Genomic DNA, 15,782 nt, shown 5'->3' with positions numbered 1-15,782 from the left:
GAGTACCCTCCAGATTATTAGAGACTCCTCTCTAATAACGCGAAGGGGAGGGCGCATGGGCGTCTACAACGTGCACGAACGGCTGCTGGCGGCAAAGGCGAGCGAGGTGGGCGCACTCGTCGACACGCTGTCCGCCGGGGACGCCGACCGACTGTGGCCGGGCCGCGTGTGGGAGCCGATGGAGTTCGACCGTCCGCTGTCGGTCGGCGCGGTGGGCGGCCACGGGCCGGTCCGGTACACGGTGGCCTCGTACGTGCCCGGCACCTGGGTCCGCTTCACCTTCACCGGGCCGCGCGGCTTCCACGGCTTCCACGAGTTCGCCGTCCTGCCCGTCGACGCCGAGCGCACCGTGCTGCGCCACACCCTCGCGATGTCCACCAGCGGCCTGGCCCGCGTCACCTGGCCGCTGGCCTGGCGCCCGGTGCACGACGCCTGCCTGGAGGACAGCCTGGACCGCGCCGAACGCGCCTGCACGGGCACGGTCGCCCGCCGCGCCCGCTGGTCCCCGTACGTCCGCTTCCTCCTCGCCCTGGAGCGTCTCGCCTCCTAGGGCGAGCGCAGGCTCCGTACGTCGAGGTGCCGCAGCACCCGGTCCACGATCTCCGGGTCGGAGCCGGGTTCGCTGCGGGCGGCCAGCACCTCGTGGCGGGCGGCCGACATCATCTCCCGCTGGATCCGCTGGATGTCGTGGAGCCGCTGCACCCGCTGCGCGTACGCCTCGCGCCGTTCCTCGTCCACCATGTCGGGGCTGATCCTGGCCCCCACGTCGTACGCCCGCCGGTGCAGTTGCTCGACCAGGTCCTCCGCCAGGTCCTCGGCCTGCTCGATCTCCTTCAGCCGCCGCTTCGCGGCCTGGGCGGCGCGGATCGCCAGCCGCCGCTCGGCGTCCCGCCCGGCGTCCGTGTCGGCCTCCACCCCCAGCCGCCGCACCAGCCACGGCAGGGTCAGCCCCTGGCACACCAGGGTCGCCATGATCACCGCGAACGCGATGAAAATGATCTGGTCCCGCCCCGGGAAGGGCTCACCGGCATCCGTCCGCAGGGGAATCGCCAGCGCCAGGGCCACCGAGGCCACCCCCCGCATCCCGGCCCACCACATCACCACGCTCTCCCGCCAGCTCAGCGGGATCTCCTCGTCGTAGTCGCGCCGCCGGTGCAGCTTCTTGGCGAGCCAGCCGGCCGGCAGCAGCCACGCCAGCCGTACGCCGACCACCACCGCGACCACGACGGCCGCCCATCCGGCCATCTCCCACGCGCGGCCCTCCGCCGTCCCGAAGACGTTGTGCAGCTCCAGCCCGATCAGCCCGAAGGCCACCCCGGTGACAAGCATGTCGACGACTTCCCAGAAGGTGTGCCCGGCGAGGCGCCCCAGCACGTCGTCGGCGTCGGAGGCGTACTCGGCCAGGAACAGGGCCGTCGTCAGCACGGCCAGCACCCCCGACCCCTGGAGCTCCTCCGCGACCACGTAGGCCACAAACGGCACCAGCAGCGTCAGCCCGATCTGCAGCGTGGCGTCACCGAGCCGTCCCATCAGCCGGTGGGTGATCCAGCCGAGCGCGAGGCCCACGGCCACGGCCACCACGGCCGAGAGCACGAACTCCCCGAGCGCGTCCGGCCAGGAGAAACTGCCGCTGACGACCGCGGCGACGGCCACGTGATAGAGCACGATCGCCGTCACGTCATTGAAGAGCCCCTCGCCCTCCAGGATCGAGATCATCCGGCGGGGCAGCCCGAGCGATCCGGCGACGGCGGTGGCCGCGACCGGATCGGGCGGGGCGACGAGCGCGCCGAGCGCGACGGCCGCGGCGATCGGCAGCCCGGGCACGACGGCGTTGGCGACGGCGGCCACGGCGGCGGTCGTCACGAACACCAGGGCCACGGCCAGCAGGAGGATGGGCCGGACGTTGGCGGCGAACTGCCGCCAGGAGGTGCGCTGCACGGAGGCGTACAGCAGCGGGGGCAGCACCAGCGGCAGGATGAACTCGGGCGGGACCTCGACGTTCGGCACGGCCGGGACCAGCGCGAGGATCACCCCGCCGATGGTCATGAGCACGGGCGCGGGCAGTCCCAGCCGATCCCCGAGCGGCACCGTGACCACGGCCCCGAGCAGGAGCACGAACAGCAGAGCAAGCTGATCCACTCCCCCACCCTGCCAGTCCGCTGCGCTTGGCTCGGGCGGTGACGGGCCTGCACCTCCGTGTCGGGCTGCACCCGAACCCCTACGGCGCTCCGCGCCCGCGCCTCAAAAGCCGGCGGGGCTGGATGGCAGGGCTACGGCAGGGGGCGTCGCATGGCTCGGTGCGGGATGCCCGCGTCCTCGAACTCCGGGCCGTAGGCCACGTACCCGAGCCGCTCGTAGAAGCCGAGCGCATGCGTCTGCGCGCCCAGGTCCACGGCCGTCAGGCCGAGCCGGACCCCCTCGGCCTCGATCGCCCGCACCAGCGCGACGCCCACGCCCAGCCCGCGCGCGGCCTTGGCGACGGCGAGGCGCCCGAGCGAGCCGACGCCGACGGCCCCGGGCCCGATCTTGCCCAGTGCGGCGGCGCCGTGCAGCAGCCGGCCCGTGCCCAGCGCCGCCCCGTCCGCTCCCACGGCCAGCACGTGGACCGCGCCCGCGTCGTACGCGTCGTACTCGATCGATTCCGGCACGCACTGCTCGACCACGAACACCTCGTGCCGTACGGCGAAGCACGCCGCCCTGTCGGCCTCGGAGTCGGCGACCCGTACCTCGAACCCGACGGCGGTCACTCGCTCTCCGCCCGGATGACGTCCAGCGCGTGCTGGAGGTCCGCCGGGTAGGTGCTCTCGAACTCCACCCACTGCCCGTCGGACGGGTGCTCGAAGCCGAGCCGCACCGCGTGCAGCCACTGCCGGGTGAGGCCGAGCCGCTTCGCGACGGTCGGGTCGGCGCCGTAGGTCAGGTCGCCGACGCAGGGGTGCCGGTGCGCGGACATGTGCACGCGGATCTGGTGCGTACGCCCGGTCTCCAGCTTGATGTCCAGCAGCGAGGCGGCGCGGAAGGCCTCGATCAGGTCGTAGTGGGTGACCGAGTCCTTGCCGTCCTGCGTCACGGCCCACTTGTAGTCCGCGCTCGGGTGGCGGCCGATCGGCGCGTCGATCGTGCCGCTCATCGGGTCCGGGTGGCCCTGCACCAGCGCGTGGTAGCGCTTGTCCACGATCCGCTCGCGGAACTGGTTCTTCAGCGAGGTGTACGCGCGCTCCGACTTCGCGACGGCCATCAGGCCGGACGTGCCGACGTCGAGGCGGTGCACGATGCCCTGGCGCTCGGACGCGCCGGAGGTGGAGATGCGGTATCCCGCCGCGGCGAGACCGCCGATGACGGTGGTGCCGGTCCAGCCGGGGCTCGGGTGGGCGGCGACGCCCACCGGCTTCATGATGACGACGATGTCGTCGTCGTCATGGACGATCTCCATGCCGGGGACGGGCTCGGCGACGACCTCGACCGGTCGTGGCGGCTCGGGCATCTCGACTTCGAGCCAGGCGCCACCGTGTACACGCTCGGACTTCCCGACGACACTGCCGTCGACCGACACCTTCCCCGCGGCCGCGAGATCGGCCGCCTTCGTCCGGGAGAAACCGAACATACGGGCGATGGCGGCGTCGACGCGCTCGCCCTCGAGGCCATCGGGAACGGGCAGGGTGCGGATCTCGGGAATCGTACTCACCCGTCGAGTATGCAGGACTCGACGGTCGTACCGTCCCGCGATCAGTCCTTGTGGACGGTGCCGTCCGGGTCCAGGCCCTTGAAGGACAGGAGCACGATGAGGATGCCGCCGCACACGATCGCCGAGTCGGCGAGGTTGAAGACGGCGAAATGGGCCGGCGCGATGAAGTCGACGACCGCGCCCCGGAACACACCCGGCGAACGGAAGATCCGGTCGGTCAGGTTGCCCAGCGCACCGCCCAGCAGCAGGCCCAGCGCGATCGCCCACGGCAGGCTGTAGAGCTTGCGGGCCAGCCGCACGATCACCACGATCACGGAGGCCGCGATGCAGGTGAAGATGATGGTGAAGGCCTCGCCGAAGCCGAAGGCCGCGCCCGGGTTGCGGACCGCCTCGAACTTCAGCAGGTCACCGATGATCTCGATCGGCGGCTGGTGCTCCAGCTTCGCCACGACCAGCATCTTGGTGCCGAGGTCCAGCACGTAGGCGAGCAACGCCACGACGAGCAGCGCGACGATCCGCCGGTGCCCCTTGGGCACGACGGACTCCGGCTGGGCGTCGTCCCCGACCTCCGGCGTACCGATGATGCGCTCCGCCTCTGCCACGTGAGTCCCTCGAACTAGCTCGAACCAGGCTCCTCCTGGACCCTGACGAGACACGAGGGTACGTCAGGGCCCCCGCACACCGCCTGCCCCACCTCCCACCTCGTGCCCTCTCTGTGCTCTAGCCGTGCCCTCGCCGTGCCCTCGCCGTGGCCTCTCCGCGCCCGGCTAGTGCCGCCGCTCCTGCTTCTGCTTGCAGTCCACGCACAGCGTGGCCCTCGGGAAGGCCTGCATCCTGGCCTTGCCGATCGGCTTCCCGCAGTTCTCGCAGAGCCCGTACGTGCCCGCCTCCAGCCGTTCCAGGGCCCGCTCGGACTGCTCCAGCATCGAGCTGGCGTTCGCCGCGAGCGCCAGCTCGGACTCCCGGGTGATGTTCTTTGTGCCGGTGTCGGCCTGGTCGTCGCCCGCGCCGTCGCCCGAGTCCCGCATCAGGCCCGAGATGGCCACCTCGGAGGCGTCGAGCTCGGCGCGCAGCCGCAGCACCTCCGACAGCAGCTCCGTACGGGCGTCCTCGACCTCCTTGGCGGTCCAGGGGTCCTCCCCGGGCCGTACGGCCAGCTCGCCGGGGCTCAGGGCCGCCGTGGCCCGTGTCTTGGGCAGCCCGCTCGTGGCGGCCTCGGCCGCCTTCCTCGCCGTACCGGTGCTCTTCTTGGCAACCACTTTCCGGACTCCCGTCTCCTTCGCGGCGTGCGCCGCCCCCTCGGCCCCGGCCTTCTTGGCCGTGGCCGTCCGCTTCCCGACGGCGGTCGTCTTCGCGACGGCGGTCGCCTTCTCGGCCGGGGCCTTGCCGGCCGCGGCCTTCCGGGCCGGAGCCTTCTTTGCCGGAGCCCTGTCGACCGGGGCCCTGTCCGCGGCAGCGGTCTTCCGGGCGGCGGCCGCCTTCTCGGCGGGAGCCGCGTCCTCGGAGACCGCCGCCTTCCCGACAGCCTTCTTGGCAGTACTCCCGGCGGTCTTCTTCGCCACCATGGCCGCGGCCCCTTCACATACTGTGATCATTGCTCGCGAATCGTGCCGGAACGATAAATCGACTCCAGCCCCGCGGCAACGGGGCACGCATCCATCGAGGTCAACCTGCATCCGTTGTGCCCATCCGGAGGCCCGGTAATCCGCCACTCCCGCCCCACCCGCGTCCGGACCGGCGCGTCAGGCCCATTCGGGTCACCCGCGGACCCGTCCCGTGCCCCGGCCGCACCCCTCCTCACCCCCCGGCCGCGCCCCCGGGAACACCCCCGCCACGCCGGGCCCGCGAGCCGCGCACGGGCCCCCGTAAACCGGTCTGCCGCGCGCCCCCTCGGCCCGTACACTGGGCCCAGCGAAAGGCATGGACGGGGACGAGTAGCGTCGGACGCAGCCAGGAGCGACCCGGGGACGGTGAGAGCCCGGGGGCGAGCGCGATGTGAAGGATCACCCCTGAGCCGCCGGAAGAAAGCCGTACGGATCCCGCCCGGATCCCGTACGGCGAGTAGAACCGGCTTCGCACCCCAATGAGGGGGCCACCGGGATTCCGTCCGGCGGCCAAGGAGGGTGGTACCGCGGGAGCAGCAGTCGGCTCTCGTCCCTCCGGACGGAAGTGACACCCCGCCGGAGGAAGAGTTCAGCCTCATGACCACACCGCCGCAGTACCGCCCGGTACCCGCCCAGGTCGACCTGCCTGCCCTCGAGCACGCGGTCCTCGACTTCTGGCGCGAGAGCAAGACCTTCGCCACGACCCTGGAGCAGTCCGAGGGCCGCCCCGAGTGGGTCTTCTACGAGGGCCCGCCCACCGCGAACGGCATGCCCGGCGCGCACCACATCGAGGCCCGCGTCTTCAAGGACGTCTTCCCCCGGTTCCGCACCATGCGCGGCTACCACGTGGCCCGCAAGGCCGGCTGGGACTGCCACGGCCTGCCCGTCGAGCTCGCCGTCGAGAAGGAACTGGGCTTCAACGGCAAGCAGGACATCGAGGCGTACGGCATCGCCGAGTTCAACGCCAAGTGCCGCGAGTCCGTGACCCGCCACACCGACGCGTTCACCGAGCTCACGACCCGGATGGGCTACTGGGTCGACCTGGACGACGCCTACCGGACCATGGACCCCGAGTACGTCGAGTCCGTGTGGTGGTCGCTGAAGGAGATCTTCAACAAGGGTCTGCTCACCCAGGACCACCGCGTCGCCCCCTGGTGCCCGCGCTGCGGCACCGGCCTCTCCGACCACGAGCTGGCCCAGGGCTACGAGACGGTCGTCGACCCCTCGGTCTTCGTCCGCTTCCCGCTGACCTCCGGCCCGCTGGCCGGCCAGGCCGCGCTGCTGGTCTGGACGACGACCCCCTGGACCCTGGTCTCCAACACCGCCGTGGCCGCGCACCCGGAGGTCACGTACGTCGTGGCCACCAACGGCGAGGAGAAGCTGGTCGTCGCCCAGCCGCTGCTGGAGAAGTCCCTCGGCGAGGGCTGGGAGGCCACCGGCGAGACCTTCACGGGCAAGGAGATGGAGCGCTGGACCTACCAGCGCCCCTTCGAGCTCGTGGAATTCCCGGCCGAGGCCCACTACGTCGTGAACGCCGAGTACGTCACGACCGAGGACGGCACCGGTCTGGTCCACCAGTCCCCCGCCTTCGGCGCCGACGACCTCGCGGTCTGCCGCGCGTACGGCCTGCCCGTCGTGAACCCGGTCCGCCCCGACGGCACCTTCGAGGAGGAGGTCCCGCTGGTCGGCGGCATCTTCTTCAAGAAGGCCGACGAGAAGCTGACCGCCGACCTCGACGCGCGCGGCCTGCTCTTCAAGCACATCGCCTACGAGCACAGCTACCCGCACTGCTGGCGCTGCCACACGGCCCTGCTCTACTACGCGCAGCCGTCCTGGTACATCCGCACCACCGCCGTCAAGGACGCGATGCTGCGGGAGAACGAGAAGACCAACTGGTTCCCGGACTCCGTCAAGCAGGGCCGCTTCGGCGACTGGCTGAACAACAACATCGACTGGGCGCTGTCCCGCAACCGCTACTGGGGCACCCCGCTGCCGATCTGGCGGTGTGAGGAAAACCACCTCACCTGCGTCGGCTCGCGCGCGGAGCTGACGGAGCTGTCCGGGACGGACCAGTCCGCCCTGGACCCGCACCGCCCCTACATCGACGACGTCACCTTCCCCTGCACGGCCGAGGGCTGCGAGCTGACCGCCGTCCGCGTGCCCGAGGTCATCGACGCCTGGTACGACTCGGGCTCGATGCCGTTCGCGCAGTGGGGCTACCCGCACAAGAACAAGGAGATCTTCGAGAAGCGCTACCCGGCGCAGTTCATCTCGGAGGCCATCGACCAGACGCGCGGGTGGTTCTACACGCTGATGGCGGTCGGCACCCTCGTCTTCGACAAGTCCTCCTACGAGAACGTGGTCTGCCTGGGCCACATCCTCGCCGAGGACGGCCGCAAGATGTCCAAGCACCTGGGCAACACCCTCGAGCCGATCCAGCTCATGGACCAGCACGGCGCGGACGCGGTGCGCTGGTTCATGGCGGCCGGCGGCTCCCCGTGGGCGGCGCGCCGCGTCGGCCACGGCACGATCCAGGAGGTCGTCCGCAAGACCCTCCTCACGTACTGGAACACGGTCGCCTTCCAGGCCCTGTACGCCCGTACGTCGAGCTGGGCGCCGTCCGCGGCCGACCCGGCCCCGGCCGACCGCACGGTCCTCGACCGCTGGCTGCTCTCCGAGCTGCACGCCCTGGTCGGCGAGGTCACCGAGGCGATGGAGTCGTACGACACCCAGCGCGCCGGCAAGCTCCTCTCCGCGTTCGTCGACGACCTCTCCAACTGGTACGTCCGCCGCTCGCGCCGCCGCTTCTGGCAGGGCGACGCGGCCGCGCTGCGCACCCTGCACGACGTGGTCGAGACGGTCACCCGCCTGATGGCCCCGCTGACCCCCTTCATCACGGAGCGGGTCTGGCAGGACATGATCGTCCCGGTCACCCCGGACGCCCCGGAGTCGGTGCACCTCTCGACGTGGCCGGTGGCGGACGCGTCCCAGGTGGACCGGACCCTGTCCCAGCAGATGCTGCTGGTCCGGCGCCTGGTCGAGCTGGGCCGCGCCACGCGCGCCGAGTCGGGCGTCAAGACCCGCCAGCCGCTCTCCCGGGCCCTGGTCGGCGCGGTGGGCTTCGACGCGCTCTCCCCCGAGCTGCGGTCGCAGATCACCGAGGAGCTGAACGTCTCCTCCCTGGCCTCGCTCTCCGAGGTCGGCGGGTCCCTGGTGGACACCACGGCGAAGGCGAACTTCCGCGCGCTGGGCAAGCGCTTCGGCAAGGGCGTCCAGGACGTGGCGAAGGCGGTGGCCGCGGCCGACGCGGCGGCGCTGTCGCTGGCCCTGCGCTCGGGCACCGCGGTCGTGTCGGTGAACGGCGAGGAGGTGTCCCTCTCCCCGGAGGAGGTCATCATCACGGAGACCCCGCGCGAGGGCTGGTCGGTGGCGTCCGACTCGGGCGCGACGGTCGCCCTGGACCTGGAGATCACCCCGGAGCTGCGGCTGGCGGGCCTGGCGCGTGACGCGATCCGCCTGATCCAGGAGGCCCGGAAGAACTCCGGCCTGGACGTCGCGGACCGGATCGCGCTGCGGTGGTCCTCCGCGGACCCGGAGGTCGTCACGGCCCTGACGGACCACGCGACGCTCATCGCGGACGAGGTCCTGGCCACGGACTTCGCGGACGGCTCGGCCGACGCGGCGTACGGCGACCCGTTCACGGACGAGCCCCTGTCCCTGACCTTCCGCCTCCGCAAGGCGTAACCCCGGCCCAGAGCGGCCCGCACCTCCCGGTAGGGGGTGCGGGCCGCTCTGCTTTCCCCACCGGGCTCTCTCACCGTTTCCCGGGGCTCCGCCGCACCACCCAGCCCCGCCGCACCACCCAGCCCCGCCGGCGTTTGAGGCGCGGGGGTCCGGGGCGGAGCCCCGATCTTTCAGCCCCGCCGCACCACCCAGCCCCGCCGGCGTTTCAGGCGCGGGGGTCCGGGGCGGAGCCCCGATCTTTCAGCCCCGCCGCACCACCCAGCCCCGCCGGCGTTTGAGGCGCGGGGTCCGGGGCGGAGCCCCGTTCTTTCAGCCCCGCCGGCGTTTGAGGCGCGGGGGTCGGGGGCCGGCCCCCGCAACGGTGGCGCGCCCGGGCACGCAAACGGGCCGGGCCCGAGGTTCCGTGGAACCTCGGGCCCGGCCCGTAGAGCGGCTGCCGACCGCAGAAACGGCGGCGGCGCCTAGTTGTCGTCCTCGTCGATCAGAAAGCCCCGCATCGGCGACGGCGCCTGCATCGGCTGCGGCGCAACCGGCCGCACCGGAGCCATCGGCTGGGTCATCGCCGGGGACATCTGCTGCTGGCCGCCGTAGGACGGGCCCGCACCCATCGAGGGGCCGCCCATGGGGGACGGACCGCCCATGGAGGGGCCGCCCATCGACGGACCGCCCATCGAGTGGCCCATCGCACCGGCCGGAGCCATCGAAGGCGACGGCGACGGCGGCAGCGACGGGGCGCCCGGGTTGCGCGGCGGGGCCAGGGAGTCGTCGGCCTGGGTCTCCAGCTGGCGCAGCTGCGACTCCAGGTAGGACTTCAGACGCGTACGGTACTCACGCTCGAAGCCCCGCAGGTCCTCGACCTTGCGCTCCAGCGTGGCGCGGGCGGACTCCAGGGAGCCCATCGCGACACGGTGCTTCTCCTGGGCGTCCCGCTCCAGCGCGTCGGCCTTGGCGCGGGCGTCCCGCTCCAGGCCCTCGGCGCGCGACCGGGCCTCGCCGACGATCTTGTTGGCCTCGGAGCGGGCCTCCGCGATCGCCTGGTCGGCGGTCTGCTGCGCCAGCGAGAGGACGCGGGCGGCGCTGTCGCCACCAGGGCCCTGCTGCGGGAGCTGCGGCTGCTGCATCTGCTGCATCTGCTGGCCCATCGGCTGCATCTGCTGGCCCATCGGCTGCATCTGCTGGCCCATGGGCTGCATCTGCTGGCCGAGCGGGTTCTGGCCGCCCATCGACTGCTGCTGCATCTGCTGCTGGCCCATGCCCTGCGGTCCACCCATGGGGTGCTGCTGCATGGGACCGCCCATGGGGCCGCCCATCGGGCCGGGGCCCTGCTGGCCCTGGCCGCCGGGGCCCGGCGGAAGCTGCGGCTGGCCGCCCGGCAGCTGGGGCGGGCCCATCTGCTGCTGCTGCTGCGGCGGGCCGGATATGGCCGCGGGCACGGGGGCGCCGGGGCCGCGCTGGTCCTGGGGTTCCGGCTTGCGCATGCCCTGCTGCTGCTGGTTCTGCGCAGCGGCACGCGTGGCCGCGGCCAGCTTGGCGCGCAGGTCCTCGTTCTCGCGCAGCAGGCGCGTCAGTTCGGACTCGACCTCGTCGAGGAAGGCGTCGACCTCGTCCTCGTCATAGCCTTCTCGCAGGCGGACGGTCGTGAACTGCTTGTTCCGCACGTCCTCGGGAGTCAGCGGCATGTCTTCTTCACCTCTACGTAGTCGTCGGCAGTCGGCAAGACCGTATCGGGACTGTCCCCGCGCGCGCGGAGAAGTTCATCGCTCACACGCTTCTCGCAGCGCTGCTCACGAAGCTGATGAGGATGTAAACGATGATCATCAGAACGAAGAAGGACAGGTCGAGTGCCACGCCCCCGAGACGCAACGGCGGGATGAACCGCCGAAGAAGCTTGAGCGGTGGATCGGTAAGAGTGTAGGTGGCCTCCAGAACGACCACCATCGCCTTGCCGGGTGTCCATGAACGTGCGAACTGGAACACGTAGTCCATGACCAGTCGGAAGATCAGCACGATGAGGAAGCACATCAGCACGATGTAGACCACCTGTAGTGCGACGCCCATCCCGCGCTTCCCTCTCCCCGTTTCCCGCTCTCATCCCGGTCCCGTATCTGACGGATCGGTCTAGCTTTGGTTGAAGAACCCGCCCTCCGCGATGCGAGCCTTGTCCTCCGCCGTGACATCGACGTTAGCAGGCGACAGCAGGAACACCTTCTGTGTCACGCGTTCAATGCTGCCGTGCAGGCCGAAGACGAGACCGGCGGCGAAGTCCACGAGACGCTTCGCATCCGTGTCGTCCATCTCCGTGAGATTCATGATCACCGGAGTGCCCTCACGGAAGTGTTCCCCGATGGTACGGGCCTCGTTGTAGGTCCGGGGGTGCAGCGTCGTGATGCGGTACGGCTCCCGCTCGGAGACGACCTTGGGCATGATCACGGGGGCGTTCTTCTCCAGGTTCGTGCGATCAGGTGTGATGGATGCCACGGGGGCAATTCGCGCAGGACGTCCGTTTTCCACCGGAATTGGGATGGGTTCCCGCTGAGCCGGCGGCTGTACCACTCGTACCGGTTCGTCCGATACGGGCGCTTGGTGCACGGGCTGCTGTCGGCGATCCCGGTCCCGAGCTCGCTCCATCTCGGGCTCGGGCTCGAACTCGTCGTCGGGGTCGTACCCCGGGTTGTCGTACCGGTCGTCCTCCACGAGGCCGAGGTAGACCGCCATCTTGCGCATCGCGCCGGCCATTCTCCGAGTCCTCCGCTCTGTGGTGGATCGCCCTGTCGCAGGTGCCGCCGTGTCACGAATGTCACCAACTGCCCGCGATCCACGTGGTCTGCCCGCTCATCGTCGGGAATGACCATATTTTCTGCTGTGGTCCGACTTTCTTCGCGACGTTACCCGAGCCGGGGTCTCGCGCCGAGTACCGCAGTGCCGACGCGTACATGTGTCGCACCGGCCGCAACGGCCTGTTCCAGGTCTGCGCTCATCCCAGCCGACACCATCGTGGCAGCCGGATGGTCCGCGCGCATGCGGGATGACAATTCCACCAGCCGCTCGAAGGCGGCCTGTTCGCGCCCCGCGTAGGGGCCGGACAGCGGAGCGACGGTCATCAGACCGTCGATGCGCAGTCCCGGCGCCCCGGCGACGAGGTCCGCCAACTCCGCGAGCTGCTCCGGCGCCGCGCCGCCGCGGGTCCCGCGCGCCCCCGACTCGGCGTCGAGGGCGATCTGCACGAGGCAGCCGATCTCCCGCCCGGCGGCGGAGGCGGCGGCCGAGAGGGCGGTCACGAGCCTGGGGCGGTCGACCGACTGCACCACATGCGCGTATCCCGCCACGGAACGGACTTTGTTCGTCTGCAACTGACCGACGAAGTGCCAGCTGAGGGGCAGATCCGCGCAGGCCGCGGCCTTGGGGGCGGCATCCTGGTCGCGATTCTCCGCAACATGACGGACACCCAGCTCCGCCAGCAGTCGTACGTCGCTCGCGGGATAGGTCTTGGTGACCACGATGAGCGTCACCTCTTCCCGCTTGCGGCCCGCCGCCGCGCAGGCGGACGAGATACGTTCCTCCACCCGCGCCAGGTTCTCGGCGAGCTCCGGCTTACGATCCGTCATTCCTCAGTCCAACCAGACATATCCGGCAAGCCGCCCGGTCACCCGGTCGCGGCGGTACGAGAAGTGGTCCCGCGACTCCAGTGTGCAGACCGGGGAGCGGAGGCTGTCCACCACCCCCGCCTCCGCGAGCTGGGCGTGCACCCCGGCGACCACGTCGACCGCCGGTGTCCCCCAGCTGGTCTCGGCCCGCGCGTCGGGAACCACTTCTGCCACCGCATCCCGCATCTCGGCGGGCACCTCGTAGCAGCGCCCGCACACCGCGGGTCCGGTCCGGGCGACGATCCGCCCCGGCTCGGCCCCGAGGGCGACCATCGCCTCGACGGCCGCGGGCACCACCCCGGCGACCAGTCCAGGCCGCCCGGCGTGGGCGGCCCCCGCGACCCCGGCGACGGGGTCCGCCAGCAGGACCGGGGTGCAGTCGGCGGTGAGCACCGCGAGGGCGAGCCCCCGGCGGGCGGTCACCACCGCGTCCACCGCGGGGACGGCGACGTCCGGACCCCAGGGCCCGTCCACCACCGCCACGTCCCGGCCGTGCACCTGGTTCATCCAGACCACCCGGTCCGGGGCGAGACCCAGGGACCGCGCCGCCAGTGCCCGGTTCGCGAGAACGGCGGCCGGGTCGTCACCGACCGCGCCGCCGAGGTTGAGCTCTTCGTACGGAACGGCGCTCACTCCGCCCCACCGGTCGGTGAAGGCGAAGTGGGCGCCGCCCACGTGATGCTGCTCGGGTGTCACTTCAAGAAGTCCGGGACATCCAGTTCCTCGGCCGGGCTGTCCTGGTACGGCCGGGCCGTGGGGACCTGCGGCGCGGGGGCCTGGGCCTCGACCGGGGCCGCCTCTACGGGGGCCGGGGGGTCCTCGCGCGGGGTGACCGAGCCGAGTCCGCCGAAGGCCGGGCGGGCCGGCTCGGCGGCGCGGACCGGAGCCGGGGCCGGCTCCTCGCGCTTGGTGGACGCGGCGCCGATGACGTTGTCCCGGCGGGCCGGGGGCTGTCCGCCGTCGAACCCGGCCGCGATGACGGTGACCCGTACCTCGTCGCCGAGCGCGTCGTCGATGACGGCGCCGAAGATGATGTTCGCCTCGGGGTGCGCGGCCTCGCTCACCAGCTGCGCGGCCTCGTTGATCTCGAAGAGACCGAGGTCCGAGCCGCCGGAGATGGAGAGCAGCACGCCGCGGGCGCCGTCGATGGACGCCTCCAGCAGCGGCGAGGAGATCGCCATCTCGGCCGCGGCCACCGCGCGGTCGTCGCCGCGGGCCGAGCCGATGCCCATCAGGGCCGAGCCGGCCTCGGACATCACGGACTTGACGTCGGCGAAGTCGAGGTTGATCAGACCCGGGGTGGTGATGAGGTCGGTGATGCCCTGGACGCCCGAGAGCAGGACCTGGTCGGCCGACTTGAAGGCGTCGAGCACGCTGACCTGGCGGTCCGAGATGGACAGCAGCCGGTCGTTGGGGATGACGATGAGGGTGTCGACCTCTTCGCGGAGCTCGGCGATGCCGTCCTCCGCCTGGTTCGCGCGGCGCCGGCCCTCGAAGGTGAACGGCCGGGTGACCACACCGATCGTCAGGGCGCCCAGCGAGCGCGCGATGTTGGCGACGACGGGTGCGCCGCCGGTGCCGGTGCCGCCGCCTTCACCGGCGGTGACGAAGACCATGTCGGCCCCCTTGAGGACCTCCTCGATCTCCTCGCGGTGGTCCTCTGCCGCCTTGCGGCCGACGGCCGGGTTGGCGCCGGCGCCGAGGCCCCGGGTGAGTTCGCGGCCGACGTCGAGCTTGACGTCGGCGTCGCTCATCAACAGCGCCTGGGCGTCCGTGTTGATGGCGATGAACTCGACGCCCTTGAGACCGACCTCGATCATTCGGTTGATGGCATTGACACCACCGCCGCCGACACCGATGACCTTGATGACTGCGAGGTAGTTCTGCGGTGCTGCCACGTCGAAGGCCTCTCGCCTCGAGTTACGTGTCGCCGCCTCGCGGGCCTGCGTTGCGACGACTGATGCCGAAATAGGGACGGTCCGAACGCGCCGACCCGAACCCTCACCCTGAAGTTTAGGGTTAGGGGTGTGTCTGTTCCTTGGACTCTTCCGAACAGGACACTAAGTCGACAAGTAGCGCGTGTTCAACGAACACGCCGAACCTCCCGTTTTTCTTTTCACCCTATGTGATCACCCGTATCGCTGGCCAACCAGGGTGCGCCGCTGTTCGACTCGACGTCAACTCCCGGCCGCGGCAGGGGCGGTGGGGACGCTCACGTCGAAGTGGCGGGACCCGGGCGCGGCTTTCAACAGAGCGGTCAGCGCCCGCCCCTTCGCATCGCTCTGTTCACCGCTCCCCCACGTCACGGACCGGCCACCGGTGAGCTCCAGCACGACCGAATCGTAGGAACCCACCTTGACCTGCACGGTTTCCCGCGCGATCGGCCCCGGGAGGGATCCCGCGACGCTCACGGCCTCGTGCAGCAGCCGTTCCTCGTCGAAGCGGCGGGCGCTCGGGGAGCGCCCCGCGTTCAATTCGAGGACCGGAACACCAGCGGGTGCTTTCGGAACCGTGTCGAATCGCACACCCGAAGCGTCCACTTCCACGAAGTTCGCGTCCTTCTTGATGAGCAGGACGGGTTTGCGTTCCGTCACTTTCAGCCCGATCCCGTGCGGCCAGGCCCGCACCACGTCGACCGAATCGATGCGGGGCAGCCGGCCGCGGACCCGGCCCTCGATCTCGTCGGTGTCGACGCTCACCAGGGGTGCGCCGACGGGCACCGCCGCCGCGGCGAGGACCTGCTCGGGGGTGAGCACCTCCGTGCCGGCCGCGGTGACCTTCTCGACGCGGAGCCAGGAGGAGCCGTAGAGCACCCAGGTCCCGCCTGCGGCGAGGAGCACCGCGGCGGCCAGGGAGGCCAGCACGGGGGCCCCGCGCAGGCGCCTGACGGGACCCTGGGGGCCGGACCTCTGCTCGGACTTCGCGGACTTGGCCGACTTGGCCGACTTCGGAGGCTTGGGCGGTTTGGGTCGCCTGGGTGGCTTGGGCGGCTTGGGAGAGCCGCCGCCCTTGCGGGCGGAGCGGCCGGACCGATCAGAAAACGGTGACCCGCGCTGTGCGGTCGTCGCTCCGGCCACTCCTGTGCCTCCTGCGTCTGTGCTGTCC

14 protein-coding genes are annotated in these 15,782 nt (G+C 71.3%); 2 read left to right on the top strand and 12 right to left on the bottom strand.

What is annotated here, in order from left to right; all coding sequences use genetic code 11:
* The first annotated feature begins 55 nt into the window (after positions 1–55).
* Positions 56–550, top strand: a complete 495-nt coding sequence (locus tag OG534_RS27080; RefSeq protein WP_326591397.1) for an SRPBCC family protein — start codon at positions 56–58, stop codon at positions 548–550.
* Here the strand turns inward: OG534_RS27080 and OG534_RS27075 are convergent.
* From OG534_RS27075 to OG534_RS27055, 5 genes are all read right to left on the bottom strand, one after another.
* The gene (locus tag OG534_RS27075; RefSeq protein ID WP_326591396.1) at positions 547–2,139 is read right to left on the bottom strand and encodes a Na+/H+ antiporter; all 1,593 of its coding nucleotides are present in this window, start codon (positions 2,137–2,139) and stop codon (positions 547–549) included. The two genes, OG534_RS27080 and OG534_RS27075, sit on opposite strands and share 4 nt — an antisense overlap.
* A gap of 131 nt (positions 2,140–2,270) precedes the next feature.
* Complete coding sequence (locus OG534_RS27070) at positions 2,271–2,747, bottom strand: GNAT family N-acetyltransferase (RefSeq protein WP_326591395.1); 477 nt, start codon at positions 2,745–2,747, stop codon at positions 2,271–2,273.
* Positions 2,744–3,685: an RluA family pseudouridine synthase gene (locus tag OG534_RS27065; protein ID WP_326591394.1), complete on the bottom strand. Its 942-nt coding sequence runs from the start codon at positions 3,683–3,685 to the stop codon at positions 2,744–2,746. The genes OG534_RS27070 and OG534_RS27065 overlap by 4 nt, the downstream gene beginning before the upstream one ends.
* Positions 3,686–3,726: 41 nt before the next feature.
* Entirely contained in the window at positions 3,727–4,287 is a 561-nt protein-coding gene (lspA, locus tag OG534_RS27060; protein ID WP_398565775.1) for a signal peptidase II, read from the bottom strand.
* 165 nt (positions 4,288–4,452) lie between these two features.
* Complete coding sequence (locus OG534_RS27055) at positions 4,453–5,280, bottom strand: TraR/DksA family transcriptional regulator (RefSeq protein WP_326591393.1); 828 nt, start codon at positions 5,278–5,280, stop codon at positions 4,453–4,455.
* Positions 5,281–5,886: 606 nt separating this feature from the next.
* On the opposite strand from OG534_RS27055, the gene ileS reads away from it, so the two are divergent.
* Positions 5,887–9,033 (top strand): isoleucine--tRNA ligase, encoded by a 3,147-nt coding sequence (gene ileS / locus OG534_RS27050; protein WP_326591392.1) that lies wholly within the window; start codon positions 5,887–5,889, stop codon positions 9,031–9,033.
* A gap of 461 nt (positions 9,034–9,494) precedes the next feature.
* On the opposite strand, the gene OG534_RS27045 is transcribed toward ileS, so the two are convergent.
* The 7 genes from OG534_RS27045 to OG534_RS27015 all read right to left on the bottom strand — a co-directional run bounded on the left by OG534_RS27045 (position 9,495) and on the right by OG534_RS27015 (position 15,754).
* Entirely contained in the window at positions 9,495–10,712 is a 1,218-nt protein-coding gene (locus tag OG534_RS27045) for a DivIVA domain-containing protein (protein WP_326591391.1), read from the bottom strand.
* 82 nt (positions 10,713–10,794) lie between these two features.
* A complete protein-coding gene (locus OG534_RS27040; protein WP_326591389.1) occupies positions 10,795–11,091 on the bottom strand; it encodes a YggT family protein in 297 nt (98 codons plus the stop codon).
* Positions 11,092–11,151: 60 nt separating this feature from the next.
* Complete coding sequence (locus OG534_RS27035; RefSeq protein WP_326591387.1) at positions 11,152–11,769, bottom strand: cell division protein SepF; 618 nt, start codon at positions 11,767–11,769, stop codon at positions 11,152–11,154.
* Between the two features lie 149 nt (positions 11,770–11,918).
* Positions 11,919–12,638 (bottom strand): YggS family pyridoxal phosphate-dependent enzyme, encoded by a 720-nt coding sequence (locus OG534_RS27030; RefSeq protein WP_326591386.1) that lies wholly within the window; start codon positions 12,636–12,638, stop codon positions 11,919–11,921.
* Between the two features lie 3 nt (positions 12,639–12,641).
* The gene (pgeF, locus tag OG534_RS27025) at positions 12,642–13,373 is read right to left on the bottom strand and encodes a peptidoglycan editing factor PgeF (protein WP_326591384.1); all 732 of its coding nucleotides are present in this window, start codon (positions 13,371–13,373) and stop codon (positions 12,642–12,644) included.
* Positions 13,370–14,575, bottom strand: a complete 1,206-nt coding sequence (gene ftsZ / locus OG534_RS27020) for a cell division protein FtsZ (protein ID WP_326591382.1) — start codon at positions 14,573–14,575, stop codon at positions 13,370–13,372. The genes pgeF and ftsZ overlap by 4 nt, the downstream gene beginning before the upstream one ends.
* A gap of 279 nt (positions 14,576–14,854) precedes the next feature.
* Positions 14,855–15,754 (bottom strand): cell division protein FtsQ/DivIB, encoded by a 900-nt coding sequence (locus OG534_RS27015; RefSeq protein ID WP_442807156.1) that lies wholly within the window; start codon positions 15,752–15,754, stop codon positions 14,855–14,857.
* Between the last annotated feature and the right edge of the window lie 28 nt (positions 15,755–15,782).

The organism is Streptomyces sp. NBC_01294 (genome assembly GCF_035917235.1).
GTDB classification, from domain to species: Bacteria; Actinomycetota; Actinomycetes; order Streptomycetales; family Streptomycetaceae; genus Streptomyces; species Streptomyces caledonius.
The sequence above is the reverse complement of the archived record's forward strand: the minus strand, read 5'-3'. Positions and strand labels throughout refer to the sequence as shown.

Coding starts and splice junctions, on each gene's coding strand:
- OG534_RS27080 (WP_326591397.1), top strand. CDS start 56: ATGGGCGTCTACAACGTGCACGAACGGCTGCTGGCGGCAAAGGCGAGC.
- OG534_RS27055 (WP_326591393.1), bottom strand. CDS start 5,280: ATGATCACAGTATGTGAAGGGGCCGCGGCCATGGTGGCGAAGAAGACC.
- ileS (WP_326591392.1), top strand. CDS start 5,887: ATGACCACACCGCCGCAGTACCGCCCGGTACCCGCCCAGGTCGACCTG.
- OG534_RS27045 (WP_326591391.1), bottom strand. CDS start 10,712: ATGCCGCTGACTCCCGAGGACGTGCGGAACAAGCAGTTCACGACCGTC.
- OG534_RS27040 (WP_326591389.1), bottom strand. CDS start 11,091: ATGGGCGTCGCACTACAGGTGGTCTACATCGTGCTGATGTGCTTCCTC.
- OG534_RS27035 (WP_326591387.1), bottom strand. CDS start 11,769: ATGGCCGGCGCGATGCGCAAGATGGCGGTCTACCTCGGCCTCGTGGAG.
- OG534_RS27030 (WP_326591386.1), bottom strand. CDS start 12,638: ATGACGGATCGTAAGCCGGAGCTCGCCGAGAACCTGGCGCGGGTGGAG.